This window comes from Psychroserpens ponticola, from assembly GCF_023556315.2.
Lineage (GTDB): Bacteria > Bacteroidota > Bacteroidia > Flavobacteriales > Flavobacteriaceae > Psychroserpens > Psychroserpens ponticola.
The window spans coordinates 63,234-81,802 of the sequence record NZ_CP116221.1; the positions used below are offsets into that span (position 1 = coordinate 63,234).

Genomic DNA, 18,569 nt, shown 5'->3' on the forward strand with positions numbered 1-18,569 from the left:
TTTAATATATGGCAACAAAAAGAATTTTAAAGTATATAGGAATTGTACTTGGTATATTAGTTATTGCTTTTGCTTGTTTTATTGCCTATGGCTATTATATGTTCAACACGAGTTTACTGCCAGATAACGAGCCTTTTGAGCATGCGTCTCATTATATCGATCCAGAAACAGCTTTATTAAATGAAGGATTTAATATTTGTGATGAAAATTACATTTTACAATATTATAATACTCAAGAATTACCTTATCCCAATGGGAAAAATGGATTTAGAAATTATATCAATTTAGCGTATGTGAATGATAATTATCCAGATTCTGGATATTTAAATATAAGATTCATCATTAATTGCGAAGGTGAAGTTGGTCGATTTGTAATTCACGAAAATAATTTAGATTTAGAACCCAATACATTCAGTGAAAATTTAAAGAATCAATTATTTAAACTCACTTCAGAAGCCAAAGGATGGAAACCAATCTTTTTACACGAAGACAATAGAGATTCATATATGTATGTATCATACCGAATAGAACATGGAGAGATTACTGAAATTATTCCTTAGTATAGTTGTTGTTTTCTCAGTACTGTCTTGTGATAGTAAACGAGAACGCGCTGAAGCAGTTTATAAAAGAGCCATTCATTATCCTCAAGGATCAATGATGAGTATCAATGGGATTAAAAAAGCAACTGAAATTGATTCCACTTACCAACAAGCAGTTTATGAACTTTCCGTAGCCTATTTAAAACGCGGCTTACCTCATAAATGGAAACCACAATACAATAAATCTGTGCTACTTGATTCAGTACAGCGCATTCCTTGGAGAGGATATCTTTACCTTTGGTTTTATAGAGATTATAAAAAAGCCATTGCAGATTTTGATGCAAGCGATACATTGACACCAAATTTTATTGATGCACCTCAAGGTCATAGTGTCGATTATTGGAGAGGTATTTGTTATTTAGGGTTAAAAGATTATAAAAACTCAATCGCATATTTTGATAAGTATATCAATATTGAAATTGAAGAATCTGGTGAAGATTGGGTGGAGCTTACTGCTTTTTTATATCGAGGAATTGCTTACTTCGAAACAGAAAATTACGAACAAGCGCTTTTAAATTTTGATAAGCAACTTCAATATTCAAGAGGTTTTAGTGCAGATGCAAAATACTACAAAGCTCTAATTTTTAAAAATCAAAATAAAATTGATGAAGCGAAACTTTTAATTGAAGCCGCTATTAATGATTACGACATAGGATATTATAATAACAGACCTTACGTAGAAACATTAAAAGAAATTTATCCTGAAGATTTGCAAGCACTAAAAGCAGAATTACAATAATGTCAATACAAAACGTCATAAAACGCTTATTAGTGTTGAGATATAAGTACATCTCACAGAAAAATTTTGTGTTTTTATTAGCAATGCTTATTGGTTTATTATCTGGTTTAGTTTCTGTAACAATAAAGAATATCACGTATGGTATTGAATGGATGTTAGACCATCTCGCCATAGTCTCAAGAAATAGTATTTATTTTATTCTCCCAGTTATCGGACTTTGGCTCGTGTATTTATTTGTAAAATACGTATCCAAACAAAAGGTAGAACATGCCATTCCTAGTATCCTTTTTTCGCTCTCTAAAAAGAACGGATTGTTAAAGCGTAGCAAAATTTATTTGCCTTTAATTACGGCACCAATTACTGCAGGTTTTGGAGGTTCGGTTGGGTTGCTTGGTCCTGCTATTGCATCAGCTTCAGCAGTAAGTTCAAATATTAGTCAGCTGTTTCATGTCGATAGAAAAACGAGAACGTTATTGATTGGTTGCGCTGCAGCTGGAGCTATTGCATCTATTTTTCAATCTCCAATTGCAGCTATTATTTTCGCCATAGAAGTTTTTAGTCTCGATTTGACTTTTGCGTCCTTATTACCTCTGTTAATTGCTTCAGTGTCTTCGGTTTTAACCTCTTATTTCTTTGTTGGAAATAGTGTGCTCTTCACTTATAATGTAACCACTCCTTTCGAATTAAGAGATACTTTGTTTTTTATTATTTTAGGTATTGGTACTGGTATCGCTTCTATTTATTTTTCTAAAATATATTTTGCAGTTTATAAATTTTTTGAACGGTTTAAAACCAGCGGACAAAAACTTATTGTTGGTGGATTAGCGATTGGTATCATGCTGTATTTTATTCCGCCTCTTTATGGTGAGGGTTTTGGATTTATTAATGATCTTCTCGATGGAAATCATTTGCATGCATTAGGAAAAACGCCATTTGATGATTATCTGGATAATATTTGGGTAGTAATTGCATTGCTTATTGGAATTACAATATTTAAAGCTGTTGCCATGTCTACAACTTTTGCAGCTGGTGGTGCTGGAGGAATTATTATTCCAACTATGGTAATGGGAAGTGCTCTCGGAAACGTAGTGGCTAAAATCATTAATAATATAGGATTAGGGTTTCAGGTGTCGGAATCTAGCTTCACACTCATTGGTATGGCTGGTTTAATTGCAGGAGTACTACATGCACCTTTAACTGCTATTTTTTTAATTGCTGAAATTACTGGAGGTTATCAATTGTTTGTACCTTTAATGATTACGGTTTCAATGTCTTTCATTATTACTAAAAATGCGATAGATCACACAATTTACACTAAAGAATTGGCTGAAAAAGGAGCATTGTTAACACATAATAAAGACCAATCAGTGTTAACATTAATGCGATTAGATAGTGTTGTAGAACAAGATTTTACTGTCCTTTATCCTGAAATGTCTTTAGGAGAAATGTTACATCAAGGTGTCGCAAAATCAAGCCGAAATTTGTTTCCCGTTGTTGATGAAAAACAACAGATGGTAGGTGTAATTTTATTAGACAATATTAGAGATGTGATGTTCGATCAAACACTTTATGAATCTACAACTGTTGAAACCTTTATGCATAATCCGCCTGAACACATTTATTATGAAACCGATTCTATGAAAATGGTTATGAAAAAATTTCAAGATACTGGAGCTTGGAATTTACCAGTAATTAAAGATGGTATCTATTATGGATTTGTGTCAAAATCGAAACTATTAACCGCTTATCGACGTGAATTAATTAATTTTACAACATAGATAAATTGGCTTAAATTATTACTACTGTCATTTCAAATGCAGTTGAGAACTAAGAGTCATCATTTTGAGGTATTTCTATTTAGTTAATTGTGATAGAATGATACATAATTCAAGATAAATACAATATGAAATACATTATTCTTATCGCATTTTTAGCCTCATTTGGAAGTATACTTTGTGGTTTTTTATTAGATGTAGCTTATTCTCAAAAACTCATAGGTTTTGGTGTTTTAGGACTTGTTATAATTGTTTTTCCTTTGTTTTCTTATCATCGTTGGAAAGATAAAGACGTTAAAGACTACATGCTAACTAAAGAAAATCTAGATAAAATGCGAGAAAATCAGAAGGATTAATAGCATAAAACAACAATTAAAAGCCTGTTTAATTCAGAATTTCTTAAAAGCCTGTGTTTTTAAACCATTAGTTATCAATAATTTAAAAAATTACAATTTATTAACACATCGCATTAAATTATGATGTACATTTGCAACTTAAATTAATTATATATTTTATTACAATGACTGGAACAGTTAAATTTTTCAATGATTCTAAAGGATTTGGATTCATTACCAACGACGAAACAGGAAAAGACATTTTCGTACACGTATCAAACCTTAATGGTGTTGAGTTACGCGAAGGCGATAGTGTAGAGTACAACGAAGAAGAAGGAAGAAAAGGGATGGTTGCCGCTAACGTGCAAGTTCTCTAAGAGATATACTTTATTACAGTTTCAACGTCTAACGAAAGTTAGGCGTTTTTTTTGTTTTTGGGCGTTACCACAAGGGTCAGGCTTTCGTCAGTCGCTTTTTTTTATAGTCCTTCTGAGTTTGTTAAAGAATCTTTATTTCTGTAAAAAGAGCTCCAACAATGCCTCAATCCTTAACGCAGTAATACTTATAAATTATCGAAACAGAAACAAGTGTTACTAATTGGAATGGATTGTTTTTAATACAGCTTTAAAATAAATAGGATTTAGTGTGTTAATTTAAATTTCGTTTTTCAATAAAGAAACGTTTCATTAATTCGGAAGCTTCTTTAGCAAGAACACCAGAAACAACTTCAGTTTTAGGATGAATTGTTGTGCCAAGCGTTTTAAATCCACGTTTGTCATCTGAAGCTCCATAAACAATTTTTGAAATCTGACTCCAGTACAAAGCTCCAGCACACATTTGACAAGGTTCTAATGTCACATAAAGTGTACAATTAGTTAAATATTTTCCGCCTAAAAAATTGGTTGCAGCAGTAATGGCTTGCATTTCAGCATGCGCAGTAACATCGTTTAATAATTCGGTAAGGTTATGTGATCTGGCAATAATTCTATCTTTAATTACTATGATAGCACCTACAGGGATTTCACCTTTTTCAAAAGCATCTTCAGCCTCAAGTAAGGCTTTTTTCATAAAGTAGATGTCGTTAAAAGGGTTTTCCATGTATGCAATAAGATTCTTAATCAAAAATACAATTTCAAATGCTACATTTGTAATGGAATGAAAAAATTATTAGACCATATTAATTTTCCTTCAGATTTAAGACAATTAAATCTTGATGAGTTGCCGAAACTTGCTAAAGAGTTACGTGAGTTTATCATCAATATTGTGGCAACCAAAGAAGGACATCTTGGTGCTAGTCTTGGTGTTGTAGAATTAACATTAGCTTTGCATTATGTGTTTAATACACCTGAAGATCTCTTAGTTTGGGATGTTGGACACCAAGCTTATGGTCATAAAATACTAACAGGTAGAAAAGACATATTTCATACCAACCGTCAGTTTGGTGGCATAAGCGGATTTCCAAAACGTGATGAAAGTGAGTATGATGCTTTTGGTGTTGGACATTCATCTACATCAATTTCTGCTGCTTTAGGAATGGCTATTGCTTCAAAACTTAAAGGAGAAGATAAACATCATATTGCAGTTATTGGTGATGCATCTATTGCTAGCGGAATGGCTTTTGAAGGTTTAAATCATGCAGGAGTTACTGATGCTAATTTACTGGTGATTTTAAATGATAATGCCATTGGTATCGATCCAAGTGTTGGAGCTTTAAAACAATATTTAACTAACGTCAAAAAAGGCAAAGAGAAACAAGATAATATATTTGAAGCCCTTAATTTTGATTATTCTGGACCAATTGATGGTCATGATTTACCGACATTGCTTTCCGAATTAGAGCGTTTAAAAACTGTTAAAGGACCAAAATTCTTACATGTAATTACAACCAAAGGAAAAGGTTTAAAACAAGCAGAAGATGATCAAGTCAAATATCATGCACCAGGAAAATTTGATGCTCAAACCGGAGAAGTTCATGCTAAGTCTACTATAAAGCAAGCACCAAAATTTCAAGATGTTTTCGGACATGCACTAGTTGAATTAGCAAAGGAAAATAAAATGATTGTTGGTATTACACCTGCAATGCCAACAGGAAGCTCATTAAAGTTTATGATGGAGGAAATTCCAGAACGTGCTTTTGATGTAGGTATTGCCGAACAACATGCTGTAACGCTCGCAGCAGGAATGGCAACTCAAGGATTAATTCCGTTTTGTAATATTTATTCTACCTTTTTGCAACGTGCTTACGATCAAGTTATTCATGATGTAGCATTGCAAAAGCTTCCAGTAATTTTTTGTTTGGATCGTGCTGGTTTGGTTGGTGAAGATGGTGCAACACATCATGGTGTTTTTGATTTGTCATATTTAAGATGTATCCCAAACTTAATTCTATTTGCGCCTAGGAATGAAATTGAACTTCGAAATATAATGTATACTGCACAACTAGGATTAGATCAACCAATTGCTATTAGATATCCAAGAGGACGAGGTTCTATTTTAGATTGGAAGCGACCTTTTTCAAAAATCGAAATAGGAAAAGGAGAATTGCTAAAAGAAGGAAGTAGTCTTGCTGTTTTAAGTATTGGAATTGTTTCTGAAACGGTAACAAGAGCACTCAAAAACGTAAATGATATTGACGCTATTGCGCATTATGACATGAGGTTTGTAAAACCTTTAGATGAAGCGTTATTACATCAAATTTTTGCAAAATATGTAACCATCTTTACCATTGAAGATGGTACAATTTCTGGAGGCTTCGGAAGTGCTATTCTTGAATTTGCTTCTAAGTACAACTATCAAAATACAATTGAAGTAATTGGAATACCTGATGTATTTGTTGAGCATGGCAGTAAAGAACAATTACAAGCACATTTAAATATTGATACCTTAAGTGTTAGTACTATTTTAAATGCTACTCTTCGTCTTCTAAATCTGTAGCAGCTAAATCTGATTGATTAGTAACTTCGTATAATTCAACAGAATTTTGATACTTTGGATTCTTATTATTTGTGATATCATTTAACATCACTAAAAAGGCTATAGTCACAAAAAAGATCACAACCACAAATTGGATATTTTTTCTCATAATAGTAGGTTTTATGATTTGGGACTATCAATATATATCTTTATTAAGTTAAAATGCAAATTTATTCGACGAAATGCATAGATTTATAAAGAATCTAAGATGGAAACCTTTTTTTACTAAAAAAACCAAATTATATTTTCATTATAAATGGTTTCCTTTTAATTTATTAAAGGTTAAGATGGCATTTCTATCAGATAGTTTTGAAATATAAAAACATACTGACAATAAGTTTTCATATAATGTATCTTGCTTTAGATTTATATTTTTAGGAAAAACTTTTAAAATTAACTTATCAAAACTAGATAAATGTCCTGAGAAATTATTTGCTACAGCTCTTGTAAAAACATTTAAAAGTTCATTTATAACTTTAAATCCTGCAATTTCCTTATCAATAACTTCGCTAGATTGATAAATATTTTCAATACTCAATTTGATAATATCTGTAATTTGAGCTTCATATTTACTTTGGTCTAATAACGCTTTAGAATAGGTTCCTTTTAGAATGTCTTCTTCATTAGACATAAACAAAACAACAGCTTCATTAATTAAGGTGTTTATTGCTAAGGCTCTTAAGTAACTTACTCTATCTTGAGTAGTCGATAATGAATTGTATTTTTTAGTGTTTATAGTGTCTCTTACAAGATTGATTAAATATTCAAGCGCATATTCTTCTTGAATAAGTCCTAAGTTTATTCCGTCTTCAAAATCAATGATAGTATAACAAATGTCATCTGCAGCTTCAACTAAGTAAGCTAGAGGATGTCTGCAAAAACTAATGTCATTTTCTGCGCCTCTTTTTATTAAGCCAAGTTCATTAGCAACATCTTTAAATGCTTTTGTCTCACTTTGAAAAAAACCGTATTTCTTATCTGCGATATGAGATGTTGGTTTTTTAGGAAGTGATTCTTTTGGATACTTCATAAAAGCGCCAAGTGTTGCATAGCTAAGTCTTAAGCCACCTTCTCTACCTTGTCTGCTTTCCGTTAAAATTTTAAAGCCATTAGCATTACCTTCAAAATCACAAAGATCCTGGTATTGTTTATCAGTTAATTCATTTTGAAATCGTTTCCCATCACCAGTTTTAAAAAATTCACCAATAGATTTTTCACCACTATGTCCAAAAGGAGGATTTCCAATATCGTGAGCTAAAGATGCAGCTGCAACGATGGTTCCAAAATCGTTCGCTCGATAGCCTAAAGTGTCTTTTAAATGTGGATGTTTTTCAAGAAGCTTTTGCCCAACTTTTCTTCCAAGCGATCTGCCTACAACACTAACTTCTAAACTGTGTGTTAATCGTGTATGAACAAAATCTGTTTCAGATAATGGAATCACTTGAGTTTTGTCTTGAAGACTTCTAAATTCTGAAGAAAAGATAATTCTGTCATAGTCAACTTCAAAACCTAATCGCGTTTCATCTTGTTCTTTTCGTAATCTTTTATGCGTGTCACCAAAACGTTTAAGTGATAAAAGTTGTTCCCAATTCATAGTAAATTTTTAAGCTTCTGCAAGATAGCATATCAATGTTAAATTATCGTTTCCTTATTACAAAAATAACGAAGCGTTGGTAACATTGAGGTAACTTTTTTATGACTTAGGTTTAACCTCGTATTAACCTTGACTTTACACAACAACAGTTTCTTTGCTGCAATAAATTAAAACTACTAATGAGAACATTTGTATTACTAACGATTCTGTTTTTTACCACATTTGGATTTGCTCAAAATACTGGGTCTATCGTAGGGAAATTAATTGATAAAGAATATAACAACGAACCTCTAGCTTTTGGTAACGTTTTAATTAAAGGAACTACTACAGGAACAACATCTGACTTTGATGGATTGTATAGTTTTGAAAATTTATCACCAGGAACTTATGTTCTAGTCTTTAGTTTTGTCGGTTACGAATCTCAAGAAATTTCAGTTGATGTTGTAGCTAATAAAGCTACCGAAATTAATGTTTCTATGTCTGCAAGTGCAGCCACTTTAGATGAAGTTGTTATAAAAACGACAACACGAAAAGAAAGTGAAACTGCATTGTTATTAGATCAAAAGAAAGCTATAGAAATAAAACAAAGTATTGGTGCTCAAGAGTTATCGAGAAAAGGAATTAGTAATGCTGCAGGTGCAGTTGCAAAGATTTCTGGTGTTTCTAAACAAGAAGGTTCAAGTAATGTGTATGTACGAGGATTAGGTGATAGATATCAAAACACGACGTTTAACGGTTTGTCTTTGCCATCAAATGATATCAATAAAAAGAATATAGATTTAGATTTGTTTTCATCTGATATTATTGAAAATGTTTCAATAAGTAAGGCATATTCTTCTAGATTTTATGGTGATTTCTCAGCTGGTAATGTAGATGTTTCTTCTAAAGATTATAAAGGAAACGGTTTTTTTGATTTCGAAGTTGGATCTACAATTAATTCAAATGCCGCTGGAGAAAAATTTGTTAAGAGTGAAGGTACAAGTTACTTCGGATTTTATAATAGATATGATAATAATCCATTTGCTGTAGTATTATCACATGGAATTGATCCTGTTGAAGGATATACTCCAATTGCAGTTAGTTTTAGTGGTTCTTTTGGAAAATCATTCGATTTCAAAAACGGTGAACGATTAAGTATATATGGTACAGGATCTTTCAATAATAATTTTGAATATAGAAGAGGTGAAACTACTGACTATACTAATGTGGAGAAAAAATCTTTTGAAGATTCAGAAGAATACGAATATTCTACCCAAACCACGGCAATGCTTGGATTAAATTTCAAAGTAGATGGTCAAAATTCATTCAGATTTAATTCTTTATTTATCAATAGTTCCTCTGATAAGGTGGGATATTTTGGTATTGATGGTCTAGGCCGAAATAGAGATGCTATTTCAAATACAGATAAAGGGTTTTACCAAATGAATGTTCAATTTAATCAAAATCTTATTTATGTAAACCAATTAATGGGTAAGCATAATTTTGAAAAATTAGATGTTGATTGGGCTGTAGGATTTAACGTTGTACAGGCTCATGAGCCAGATAGAAAACGTGTTAGTATGGAAAATTACGACACAGTTTTTGATAATGACCCTTCAACAAATCCTACATTTTATAGTAATGTAGATTTTGATAACCAACGTTATTTCCAAAATATTGATGATGAAGAGCTTAATAGTACTCTAAATTTAGCATATACTGCTACTGAGAAAATCAAGTTAAATTTCGGGTATAACGGTAGAGCTAAAGAACGTAGTTTTGATAATAATCGTTATGGTTACGATATTATTGGGTCTCAAACACAAGTAGGTAACCCTAATAATTTAAATGCCTTTTTTACTTTAGATAACCTACAGATAAATCCTGAGGCAAATGGTTTATATACAGTTAAAGTGTTTAGACCAATCCCAATTTCTGCTGATGGAAACCAAACTTTGGGAACAACAAACAGACCTGGTTTAAATGAAAACACATATAAAGGAAATTTAGATGTATATGCAGGTTATTTTAATGCTGAATTAAAAGCAGGTGATAAATGGTTGTTTGTTCCTGGTGTTCGTGTAGAGTCTTTTACACAAAACATTAATTACGATGTTATAAATCAAGGAAACGATGGTGTTGGGAGTAGGTCTTTTTCTGATGTAGTGTATTTGCCAAGTTTAAATGTTAAATACAGTTTAACTGAAGATCAGAACTTGCGTTTTTCAGCAAGTCAAACCATTTCACTACCAGAGTTTAAAGAAGTTGCACCATTTGTATATGAAGGTGTGTCACAACGAATAGGAGGTAATCCTGATGTATTGGGTTATTCAGAAATTTTAAACTTAGACTTAAAATATGAATGGTTTATAAGTAAATCTGAAATATTATCTGTAGCCGCTTTCTATAAGCAAATTAATGACCCTATTAATCAGGTTGTTGCATTTGATGCCACTGGAACGCAACGTTTTTTCAGAACAGGTGACCAAGCTCAAGTAATTGGTTTTGAAGCTGAGGTTAGAAAAAATATTATTATGAACATAGGAGATGACGATGATAAGGCTAAACTTTCTGTAGGATTAAATGCGACTTACATTCATACTAAACAAGATTTATACGAATCAATCGATGGGGCTTTATTTGATGTAAGTTTTAGAAATGATAGTGAAGAATTACAAGGTGCTTCGCCATTCATTATAAACGCTGATATTAATTATTCTCCAACTTTTGGAAATTACAAACCTGCTGCAAACCTTATATTCTCTTATTTCTCTGATCGGATTGATGCGCTTGGCTCTGGACAATTAGGTAATGTAATCGAAAAAGGATTGCCAAATTTAGATTTTGTACTTCAAAATAAAATATCTGAAAAATTTGAAATCAATGTAGCAGCTAGAAACCTTTTAAATCCGACAGTACAATATTTTAGAGAAGGGACTTCAGTAGGTGATGTATTGGTAACCTCTCCTAATGGTAAAGATGTTACAAATTATGAAAGAGGAATAGATATGTCTGTACAACTTAAATACAAATTTTAATAATAAACTATAAACGTAAACCAGAACTTTAATTAAAAAAACAAAAAAATGAAAAATAATTTAATATTAGGATTCGCAATTATCACAATGCTTGCTACTTCTTGTACATCAGATGATACTGCTGATATTATTATCAATGATAATAGCATTACCAATAACAATGGAGGTAATGGGCTAACAGATCCTGAGACCATTTTCTTATCTGGAACATACACTGCAGATTTAAATTTAGATGCAAATAATAGCTATGTCGTTAATGGGCCATTAATTATGACTTCAGGAACAACATTAACAATTCCTGCTGGTATGACTATTGAAGCTTTAGCAGCTGGAGCTAATGTTTATATTGCTATTTCTCAAGGAGCAAGAATTGTAGCAAATGGAACTGCAAATAACCCAATAATATTTACTTCGGATGCATCTTCACCTGCAGCTGGAGATTGGGGAGGATTAATTTTGTTAGGTAAAGCACCTATTAATTCTGTATCTGGTGCTGCAACAGCTACTTCAGAAATTGCAAGTTTGCCTTATGGAGGAACATCTGTTTCTGACGACTCAGGAATTTTAAGATATGTACGTGTAGATTACTCTGGAGGAGCAGCAGATGGTCAGTCTGAAAATAACGGATTCTCTTTTTATGGCGTAGGTAATGGTACATTAATAGAATACATACAAGCTTTCGAAGGTAAAGATGATGGTGTCGAATTTTTTGGAGGAACTGTAAATGCTAGTTTTGTATCTGTAGTTAATGCTCAAGATGATTCTATTGACTGGACCGAAGGTTTCAGTGGAACAATTACTAATGCTTATGTTAAGCATGGTTCTGAACACGATAAAGGAATTGAAGCAGATGGATACAATACTGATATTGGAAACAATTCAAATCCTATATTCTTTTCAAAGCCAACTGTAAATAACTTAGCAATCTACGGAAATGGTTCAGGAACTGGTAATGAAGCGATACGTTTAAGAGCTGGGTCGCAAGGTGTTTTTACAAACGTTTATATTGAAGGTTTTGAAGAAGGTTTTGATTTAGATGGTGATGCTGGATCAGGAAGTTCAAATCCAACAGGAACAGGAGTTCTTAATGGAGACTTAAGTGTAACTGATGTAACTTTTACAGATGTTATTTTAATCCTGAAAAATGATACAGGTGAGACGTTTGCTGAAACAGATTTTATTTCTGGTGTAGGAAATGGCGTAGCTACAGATTATGCAACTTGGGGAGCAGGTTGGACAAACCAATAAATAGTTAGTCTATTGTATAAAAAAAGCATCCAATTTGGATGCTTTTTTTTATGTCTGTAATTCTTAATTACGAATAGCAACAGATGTTTTGTTGTCCCATTCAGTAACACTTGTAATAGTATTACTTGTATAATCTACTTCTTTTAAAGTGGTGTTATTCCAATAAAACCACTTGCCGACTTTTTTCCCATTATCATAATTCGCCGATATACTCTTTTTACCATCAGTATCATAACTTAACCATTCACCTTGTAATTTACCATCTAAAGTATAAGTTCCTGTTTGACTTATAACTCCATTGTCATGATAATACGTTACATCAATTAAATTGGTGTCTTTGTTAAGTTCTAATTTTCTCTCTTGCTGAGCAAAAGAAACCACACTGATTAATAAAACGAATAAAAGCAATACTTTTTTGTTCATAATTATGGGTTTTAAATTTATTTAATACACAAATATAAAGATTACATGATATTTAAGCAACAATTAATTAACATTAATTTTACATTAAAGCTATAATGCATTGTTTGTTAGTTAGTTAATTATGTTTGTTGTGTGTAGAAATCTTAATAATTAATTAATACTAAGATTACAATGTAGTTATACTGCTGAAATACATTTGTTCTTGTCTTATAAGACATATTAGTTTCGTATAATCTATTAGTTTTTGTCGACTAATTATCATGAATTCTAATGACTGCCTTTGGCCAAGGCAGTTTTTTTTCTTTCATTTTAAATTTAATGTTAAGGAAACATTAAGTTAACACTAGTTTTGGTTCTTTGCAGCGACAAAAACTAGTACCTTATAATGAAATATAATTTAATTATTGCACTTGTATTGTGCACAATTATTTCTTCAAAAGCCCAAGAAATTAGTGATACTTCATTTGGTAAAGGAATGATCAATTTTGTAGCAAAAGACAGCTCATTTAGTGTGAAATTTGCTCCTCGTTTTCAAGTACGTTCTGTGTCCTCATGGGATCATGATGGAGATAAATATGGAAGTCCAGAACATAATTTTATTGTAAGAAGAGCACGATTGAAGTTTAGCGGTTTTGCGTATTCAACAAAACTTAAATATAAAGTTGAGTTAGGATTGTCTAACAGAGACATCTCTGGTGCAAACGACTTTAATAGAAACACACCACGTTACATTTTAGATGCTGTTGTTATGTGGAATTTCGCAGAAAATTTTGAACTTTGGGCAGGACAAACTAAATTACCTGGCAATGTGGAACGCGTTGTGTCTTCTGCAAATCTTCAGTTGATTGATCGCTCACTTTTAAATAGTCGATTTAATATTGATCGTGATTTAGGTGTTCAATTACATCATAAAACTAAATTGGGATCTAATTTTTTAATGCGTGAAAAATTATCAGTGTCACAAGGAGAAGGTCGTAATGTTTCTGAAGGAAATGAAGGTGGACTTCAATATACAGGTCGTTTGGAATTTTTGCCTTTCGGAACATTTAAATCGAAAGGCGATTTTAGTCAATCGGATTTAAAACGTGAAGCAACACCAAAATTGATGCTAGGGTTTACATATAATTATAATCAAGATGCGGTCAGAGAGCAAGGATTTTCAGGCGATTATATGATACGAACAGATGGCTCAATATATGAAACTGATCAAACTACTATTTTTGCTGATGCCATGTTTAAATATAAAGGGTTCTCATTTATGGGAGAATATGCTAATCGTACAGCTGGAGATGAAATTGCTACAGAAATAGATGGAACCACACCAACAGGTGATATTGTGTTAACAGGTAATGCTGTTAACTTACAAGTGGGTTATTTATTTAAAAGTAATTATGAAATTGCTGCTCGTTTTACAACTTTAGATTTTAAAAATGTGACTGGTGCTTTGCCAATAGAGCAATATACACTTGGTCTCAATAGATTTGTAGTTGGTCATAAATTAAAAATTCAGTCTGATATAAGTTATACAAGTATTGATGGTAATGATGCTAGAATCACTTTTCGACTAGGTTTTGATATTCATTTTTAAAAGATAACAATTAGATAACACAAGTGTTTTAAACACTATAGATATTTGCAAACGATTTAAATTAAATTATGGAAAATATATATTTATATATGATTATTGCCTTAGCCATTTTAGCTATTGCTGATTTGGTTGTAGGTGTTAGTAACGATGCAGTAAATTTCTTGAATTCTGCAATTGGTTCTAAAGCCATTTCATTTAAAACTATTATGATAGTTGCTAGTCTAGGAGTTGCTGTTGGCGCAGTGTTTTCTAGTGGAATGATGGAAGTAGCACGTAAAGGGATTTTTAATCCAAGTGAGTTTATGTTTAATGAAATCATGATTATTTTCATGGCAGTAATGATAACAGACATATTACTACTTGACTTCTTTAATTCCGTTGGAATGCCTACATCTACAACAGTGTCTATTGTTTTCGAATTATTAGGTGCAGCTGTTGCAATGGCGTTAATAAAAATTGGTCATGATGGCGGGAACTTTGACGAAGTTATCAATTATATAAATACATCAAAAGCATCCCAAATTATATTTGGGATACTGCTCTCCGTCATTGTTGCATTCTCTATAGGTGCATTAGTACAATGGGTGTCTAGATTACTTTTGTCTTATAATTTTGAAAATAAAGCACATTGGGTTGGTGCGTTATTTGGAGGATTTGCTTTGACAGCAATAACTTATTTTATTTTCATGAAAGGCCTAAAAGGAACGTCCTATGCTAAAGAATCTTTTGATATTCTTGGAGGTGGTACTATGAAAGATTTTCTAGAAACACAAGTGCTATCAATAGTCCTAGTAAGTTCAGTATTTTGGTCTTTATTGTCTTATGTTTTAATAGCTTTTGCAAAAACGAACATTTACAAGCTAATTATTATTGTCGGTACTTTTGCTTTGGCTTTAGCTTTTGCAGGAAATGATTTGGTTAACTTTATAGGTGTGCCTGTTGCTGCTTATAATGCTTTTCTAGAATGGTCCGCTTCAGGTGTTTTAGCAACTGAATTCCCGATGGATATCTTAGCTGAAAAAGTACCAACAAACAACTGGTTATTATTTGGAGCAGGAATGGTTATGGTTTTAACTTTGTGGTTTTCAACAAAAGCAAAAGGTGTCGTAAAAACATCTTTAGATTTATCTAGCCAAGGAGAAACGCAAGAACGTTTTCAGCCCAACTGGCTATCTAGAGGTTTTGTGAGATCAGCAATGTTAATGTCGCAAATGTCATCTTATATGCTGCCTAAATCATGGCAAGCAAAAATTGAAAAACAATTTGAAACACCTGTGATTCCTCTTTCTAAAGATAAGGTATATGAATTACCAGCATTTGACTTAGTACGCGCTGCTGTAAATTTGATGGTAGCCGCAGTATTGATTTCTATAGCAACATCTTATAAATTACCATTATCTACAACTTATGTCACCTTCATGGTGGCAATGGGAACTTCTCTAGCAGATAGAGCTTGGGGAGCTGAAAGTGCTGTGTATAGAGTTGCTGGTGTATTAAATGTTATTGGAGGATGGTTTTTTACTGCATTTAGCGCGTTTACAGCAGCTGCTTTAGTAGCATATCTATTGAACTTAAATTTAGATGTTATGTTTCCAATTTTATTGGTTACAGCTTTTGGGTTGTTAATTAGAAGCTCTATAGCACATAATAAAAAGGCTAAAGAAGTTAAAGCAGAAGATTCTTTGACTAGAGCAGAAAGTAGTTCTGTACAAGGAGTGATTCATGAAAGTGCAAATAACATTGCCAATGTAGTGAAGCGTACAAATAGAATTTACTCTAATGCAATTGTTGGACTTGCTAGACAGGATTTAGCATTACTCAAAAAGAGTAAGAAACAAGTTGTTAAGTTAACGGCAGAGGTAGATGATTTACGAGATAATGTGTTTTATTTTATTAAAAATTTAGATGAGTCTAGTGTTGATGCTAGTGATTTCTATATCAATATTCTTGGTTATCTTCAAGATATGACACAGTCGTTAGAATACATTTCTAAAGTAAGTCATAAACACGTTAATAATAATCATAAGAAACTTAAATTCAGTCAAATTAAAGAACTTAAAGAGGTTGATGATAAGTTAGAAGTTTTATTTGAAGACACAAGAGCTGCATTTAACTCTGAATCTTTTGAACAAATAGGTGCTATTTTAGATGAAAGAACGGAAGTTTATAAACTTGTAAAAGAAAAAATTAAAAGACAAGTAGCTCGTACTCGTACTGAAGAATCAAGCCCTAAGAATACGACATTGTATTTCAGTATGCTTTTAGAGACTAAGGATTTAATTAAAGCTACAATGAATTTGCTAGAAGAGTATCATAACTCTTTTGATAGTTCTGTTGAACCTGCAACTATTACAGTTGTAGATGAAATTATTGAAAACCCAGAGTCTTCAGAGCAAGAAGAATAAAAGATAATTTATAAATAAAAAAGCCATCATAATTATGATGGCTTTTTTTATTTGGCTAAAGTCATTAAAAGAAATCCTAGAATTGCACCAATAATGATAGTCCAAATGGTGTTTATTTTTGTTTTAAAAGTTAAAAACGAAGCAATTATAGCAATTGTGATACTTTGCCATTCTATAAGTGTTTCTTTTGTCATTATAAGTAATACAGCAATCATAACTGAAACTGCAGCGATATTTACTGAATCTAAAAAATAACGCAATAATATTGAATGAAATACTAGCTATAAATAAACCTGCTTTGCCAGCTCGTTCATAACCGCAATGCATTGTCATTTCTGTTGAGTTTGGATCAGGAATAAGATTTGTAGTTCCAATGAGATCAAGAAAATCATCTCTAGTCATCCACTTGCGTTTTTCAATGATTTCATCTTCCATCATTGCTATGTGAGCAGCAGGACCACCAAATGCAAAACAACCTAATTAAAAAATGACTTGAGCAACTTCTTTTAATTTTGGATTCATATCAGGAATTTAAATCATGGTTTGAAAACCATATTTAGTCTCCAATTTGCCCGATTTCTTCAATGCCTTGTTTTATTTTAATTTTAGCTTCAAATTTTTCTATATCAACCACATACGTTTTTGAAATTGAATCATGCCAGCCTTTTCCATCTTGACCTAAAAAAGATAATTGTTCAAAAGGAATTAAACGAGATAGTGTACGAATTAAAATATCACTAAATGTAGGTTTCAAGCCTTCATGTGTCACTATTTTAGTTTTAGTTATCAATTTGCCTATGGATCGTCCTGTAAATGTTTCAATAATATTAAAATATATTAATAAAATAAAAGCGCCAAATAAGTAATCTGAAAGCCTACTATCTGATTCTATTAGTATATCATAGAGAGCATAGCTTCCAGTAAGTTCAGATAATAGTGCAAGTACAATGCCGAGAATAGCACCTAAAACAATCTGTACGATATAATCAATAATTAAGTTTGCAAATCTAATTCCTTTAGATGCTAAAACATCTTTAGGCACATTGTTGTGAGTTTGATTCATGATTCGTAGTGTTTGTGAATTTCAAATATAAGGTTCTTCAATTAAAATCAAATAGTTTAAATTAGTGAATCTAAAAAATCAGATATGAAACCACTCACATTTTTATTTGTATTCATTTTCAGTTTTCATTACCTAACAGCTCAAACAATTAGTGGCTCATCACTTTTAGAAAAAGCAATTGAATATCATGATCCAAATAAACAATGGAGTACATTTAAAGCTGAATTTGATATTGAGATGGAAATGCCTAAAAATTCAAAAAGGATTAGTCATGTTACTATTAACCTTCCAACAGAGTTTTTCAAAGTAAAAGCGACTAAAGATACTATTGTTACAGAATATACAGTTGATAAAGGCATGTGTACTATTTCGTTAAACGGAAAAACAGATTTAAGTAAAGCTGAATTGTTTTCAAACAATCTAAGTTGTGATCGTGCTAACATGTACAAAAATTATTATACATATTTATATGGTTTGCCTATGAAGCTAAAAGATGAAGGCACTAATATTTCTGAAACTGTTGAACGAAAAACATTTAAAGGCAAATCGTATTTGGTGTTAAAAGTAACTTACGATAAAACTGTAGGTAGTGATGTGTGGTACTTTTATTTCAATCCAGAAACTTTTGCCATGGAAATCTATCAATTCTTTAAAACGGATGAAAAAGGTAATTTAAAGCCAGATAGTGGAGAGTATATTATGTTATCTGATACTGAAACAATTAATCAAATTAAAATACCTAAAGTAAGAGCTTGGTATTACAATAAAGACGATGCTTACTTGGCAACAGATATTTTAAAGAACTAGCAC

16 protein-coding genes and 1 pseudogene are annotated in these 18,569 nt (G+C 31.9%); 11 read left to right on the forward strand and 6 right to left on the reverse strand.

The features are described from left to right. Positions 1-8: 8 nt before the first annotated feature. From MUN68_RS00285 to MUN68_RS00305, 5 genes are all read left to right on the forward strand, one after another. On the forward strand, positions 9-560 hold the full coding sequence (locus MUN68_RS00285) for a hypothetical protein (protein WP_249996348.1): 552 nt from the start codon (positions 9-11) through the stop codon (positions 558-560). After that, on the forward strand, positions 532-1,338 hold the full coding sequence (locus tag MUN68_RS00290) for a tetratricopeptide repeat protein (RefSeq protein WP_249996349.1): 807 nt from the start codon (positions 532-534) through the stop codon (positions 1,336-1,338). Before MUN68_RS00285 ends, MUN68_RS00290 begins: the two co-directional genes overlap by 29 nt. Continuing rightward, positions 1,338-3,116 (forward strand): chloride channel protein, encoded by a 1,779-nt coding sequence (locus MUN68_RS00295; RefSeq protein WP_249996350.1) that lies wholly within the window; start codon positions 1,338-1,340, stop codon positions 3,114-3,116. Before MUN68_RS00290 ends, MUN68_RS00295 begins: the two co-directional genes overlap by 1 nt. A 125-nt stretch (positions 3,117-3,241) precedes the next feature. Continuing rightward, positions 3,242-3,469 (forward strand): hypothetical protein, encoded by a 228-nt coding sequence (locus MUN68_RS00300; RefSeq protein WP_249996351.1) that lies wholly within the window; start codon positions 3,242-3,244, stop codon positions 3,467-3,469. Between the two features lie 164 nt (positions 3,470-3,633). After that, a complete protein-coding gene (locus MUN68_RS00305) occupies positions 3,634-3,825 on the forward strand; it encodes a cold-shock protein (RefSeq protein ID WP_040252334.1) in 192 nt (63 codons plus the stop codon). 271 nt (positions 3,826-4,096) lie between these two features. On the opposite strand, the gene MUN68_RS00310 is transcribed toward MUN68_RS00305, so the two are convergent. Then, positions 4,097-4,546 (reverse strand): nucleoside deaminase, encoded by a 450-nt coding sequence (locus MUN68_RS00310; RefSeq protein ID WP_249996494.1) that lies wholly within the window; start codon positions 4,544-4,546, stop codon positions 4,097-4,099. Between the two features lie 57 nt (positions 4,547-4,603). On the opposite strand from MUN68_RS00310, the gene MUN68_RS00315 reads away from it, so the two are divergent. Further along, positions 4,604-6,382: a 1-deoxy-D-xylulose-5-phosphate synthase gene (locus MUN68_RS00315; protein ID WP_249996353.1), complete on the forward strand. Its 1,779-nt coding sequence runs from the start codon at positions 4,604-4,606 to the stop codon at positions 6,380-6,382. Here MUN68_RS00315 and MUN68_RS00320 read toward each other — a convergent pair. Both MUN68_RS00320 and MUN68_RS00325 read right to left on the reverse strand, forming a co-directional pair. Beyond that, positions 6,357-6,530 carry a hypothetical protein gene (locus MUN68_RS00320; RefSeq protein WP_249996354.1) on the reverse strand — a complete coding sequence of 58 codons (174 nt, stop codon included), beginning with the start codon at positions 6,528-6,530 and terminating at the stop codon, positions 6,357-6,359. The two genes, MUN68_RS00315 and MUN68_RS00320, sit on opposite strands and share 26 nt — an antisense overlap. A gap of 141 nt (positions 6,531-6,671) precedes the next feature. Then, complete coding sequence (locus MUN68_RS00325) at positions 6,672-8,015, reverse strand: deoxyguanosinetriphosphate triphosphohydrolase (protein WP_249996355.1); 1,344 nt, start codon at positions 8,013-8,015, stop codon at positions 6,672-6,674. 179 nt (positions 8,016-8,194) lie between these two features. On the opposite strand from MUN68_RS00325, the gene MUN68_RS00330 reads away from it, so the two are divergent. Beyond that, entirely contained in the window at positions 8,195-11,032 is a 2,838-nt protein-coding gene (locus MUN68_RS00330) for a TonB-dependent receptor (protein ID WP_249996357.1), read from the forward strand. 48 nt (positions 11,033-11,080) lie between these two features. Beyond that, complete coding sequence (locus MUN68_RS00335; protein ID WP_249996359.1) at positions 11,081-12,280, forward strand: multidrug transporter; 1,200 nt, start codon at positions 11,081-11,083, stop codon at positions 12,278-12,280. Between the two features lie 63 nt (positions 12,281-12,343). Here the strand turns inward: MUN68_RS00335 and MUN68_RS00340 are convergent, their stop codons facing one another. Further along, positions 12,344-12,703 carry a toxin-antitoxin system YwqK family antitoxin gene (locus MUN68_RS00340; RefSeq protein ID WP_249996361.1) on the reverse strand — a complete coding sequence of 120 codons (360 nt, stop codon included), beginning with the start codon at positions 12,701-12,703 and terminating at the stop codon, positions 12,344-12,346. 385 nt (positions 12,704-13,088) lie between these two features. Between MUN68_RS00340 and MUN68_RS00345 the strand changes: the two genes are divergently transcribed. Both MUN68_RS00345 and MUN68_RS00350 read left to right on the forward strand, forming a co-directional pair. Further along, positions 13,089-14,291 (forward strand): porin, encoded by a 1,203-nt coding sequence (locus MUN68_RS00345; RefSeq protein WP_249996364.1) that lies wholly within the window; start codon positions 13,089-13,091, stop codon positions 14,289-14,291. A gap of 68 nt (positions 14,292-14,359) precedes the next feature. After that, positions 14,360-16,696, forward strand: a complete 2,337-nt coding sequence (locus MUN68_RS00350; protein ID WP_249996365.1) for an inorganic phosphate transporter — start codon at positions 14,360-14,362, stop codon at positions 16,694-16,696. A 47-nt stretch (positions 16,697-16,743) separates the two neighbouring features. Here the strand turns inward: MUN68_RS00350 and MUN68_RS00355 are convergent. Together MUN68_RS00355 and MUN68_RS00360 are read right to left on the reverse strand one after the other, a co-directional pair. Further along, positions 16,744-17,134: pseudogene (locus tag MUN68_RS00355) on the reverse strand (chromate transporter). Positions 17,135-17,252: 118 nt separating this feature from the next. Beyond that, positions 17,253-17,759, reverse strand: coding sequence for an RDD family protein (locus MUN68_RS00360; RefSeq protein WP_249996368.1), 507 nt, complete (start codon positions 17,757-17,759; stop codon positions 17,253-17,255). A gap of 84 nt (positions 17,760-17,843) precedes the next feature. Between MUN68_RS00360 and MUN68_RS00365 the strand changes: the two genes are divergently transcribed. Beyond that, the gene (locus MUN68_RS00365; protein WP_249996369.1) at positions 17,844-18,566 is read left to right on the forward strand and encodes a DUF6503 family protein; all 723 of its coding nucleotides are present in this window, start codon (positions 17,844-17,846) and stop codon (positions 18,564-18,566) included. Positions 18,567-18,569 lie beyond the last annotated feature (3 nt).

What these genes read in the sequence shown, in the direction of transcription:
- MUN68_RS00285 (WP_249996348.1), top strand. Translation starts at nt 9, where the DNA reads ATGGCAACAAAAAGAATTTTAAAGTATATAGGAATTGTACTTGGTATA.
- MUN68_RS00290 (WP_249996349.1), top strand. Translation starts at nt 532, where the DNA reads ATGGAGAGATTACTGAAATTATTCCTTAGTATAGTTGTTGTTTTCTCA.
- MUN68_RS00295 (WP_249996350.1), top strand. Translation starts at nt 1,338, where the DNA reads ATGTCAATACAAAACGTCATAAAACGCTTATTAGTGTTGAGATATAAG.
- MUN68_RS00300 (WP_249996351.1), top strand. Translation starts at nt 3,242, where the DNA reads ATGAAATACATTATTCTTATCGCATTTTTAGCCTCATTTGGAAGTATA.
- MUN68_RS00305 (WP_040252334.1), top strand. Translation starts at nt 3,634, where the DNA reads ATGACTGGAACAGTTAAATTTTTCAATGATTCTAAAGGATTTGGATTC.
- MUN68_RS00310 (WP_249996494.1), bottom strand. Translation starts at nt 4,546, where the DNA reads ATGGAAAACCCTTTTAACGACATCTACTTTATGAAAAAAGCCTTACTT.
- MUN68_RS00315 (WP_249996353.1), top strand. Translation starts at nt 4,604, where the DNA reads ATGAAAAAATTATTAGACCATATTAATTTTCCTTCAGATTTAAGACAA.
- MUN68_RS00320 (WP_249996354.1), bottom strand. Translation starts at nt 6,530, where the DNA reads ATGAGAAAAAATATCCAATTTGTGGTTGTGATCTTTTTTGTGACTATA.
- MUN68_RS00325 (WP_249996355.1), bottom strand. Translation starts at nt 8,015, where the DNA reads ATGAATTGGGAACAACTTTTATCACTTAAACGTTTTGGTGACACGCAT.
- MUN68_RS00330 (WP_249996357.1), top strand. Translation starts at nt 8,195, where the DNA reads ATGAGAACATTTGTATTACTAACGATTCTGTTTTTTACCACATTTGGA.
- MUN68_RS00335 (WP_249996359.1), top strand. Translation starts at nt 11,081, where the DNA reads ATGAAAAATAATTTAATATTAGGATTCGCAATTATCACAATGCTTGCT.
- MUN68_RS00340 (WP_249996361.1), bottom strand. Translation starts at nt 12,703, where the DNA reads ATGAACAAAAAAGTATTGCTTTTATTCGTTTTATTAATCAGTGTGGTT.
- MUN68_RS00345 (WP_249996364.1), top strand. Translation starts at nt 13,089, where the DNA reads ATGAAATATAATTTAATTATTGCACTTGTATTGTGCACAATTATTTCT.
- MUN68_RS00350 (WP_249996365.1), top strand. Translation starts at nt 14,360, where the DNA reads ATGGAAAATATATATTTATATATGATTATTGCCTTAGCCATTTTAGCT.
- MUN68_RS00360 (WP_249996368.1), bottom strand. Translation starts at nt 17,759, where the DNA reads ATGAATCAAACTCACAACAATGTGCCTAAAGATGTTTTAGCATCTAAA.
- MUN68_RS00365 (WP_249996369.1), top strand. Translation starts at nt 17,844, where the DNA reads ATGAAACCACTCACATTTTTATTTGTATTCATTTTCAGTTTTCATTAC.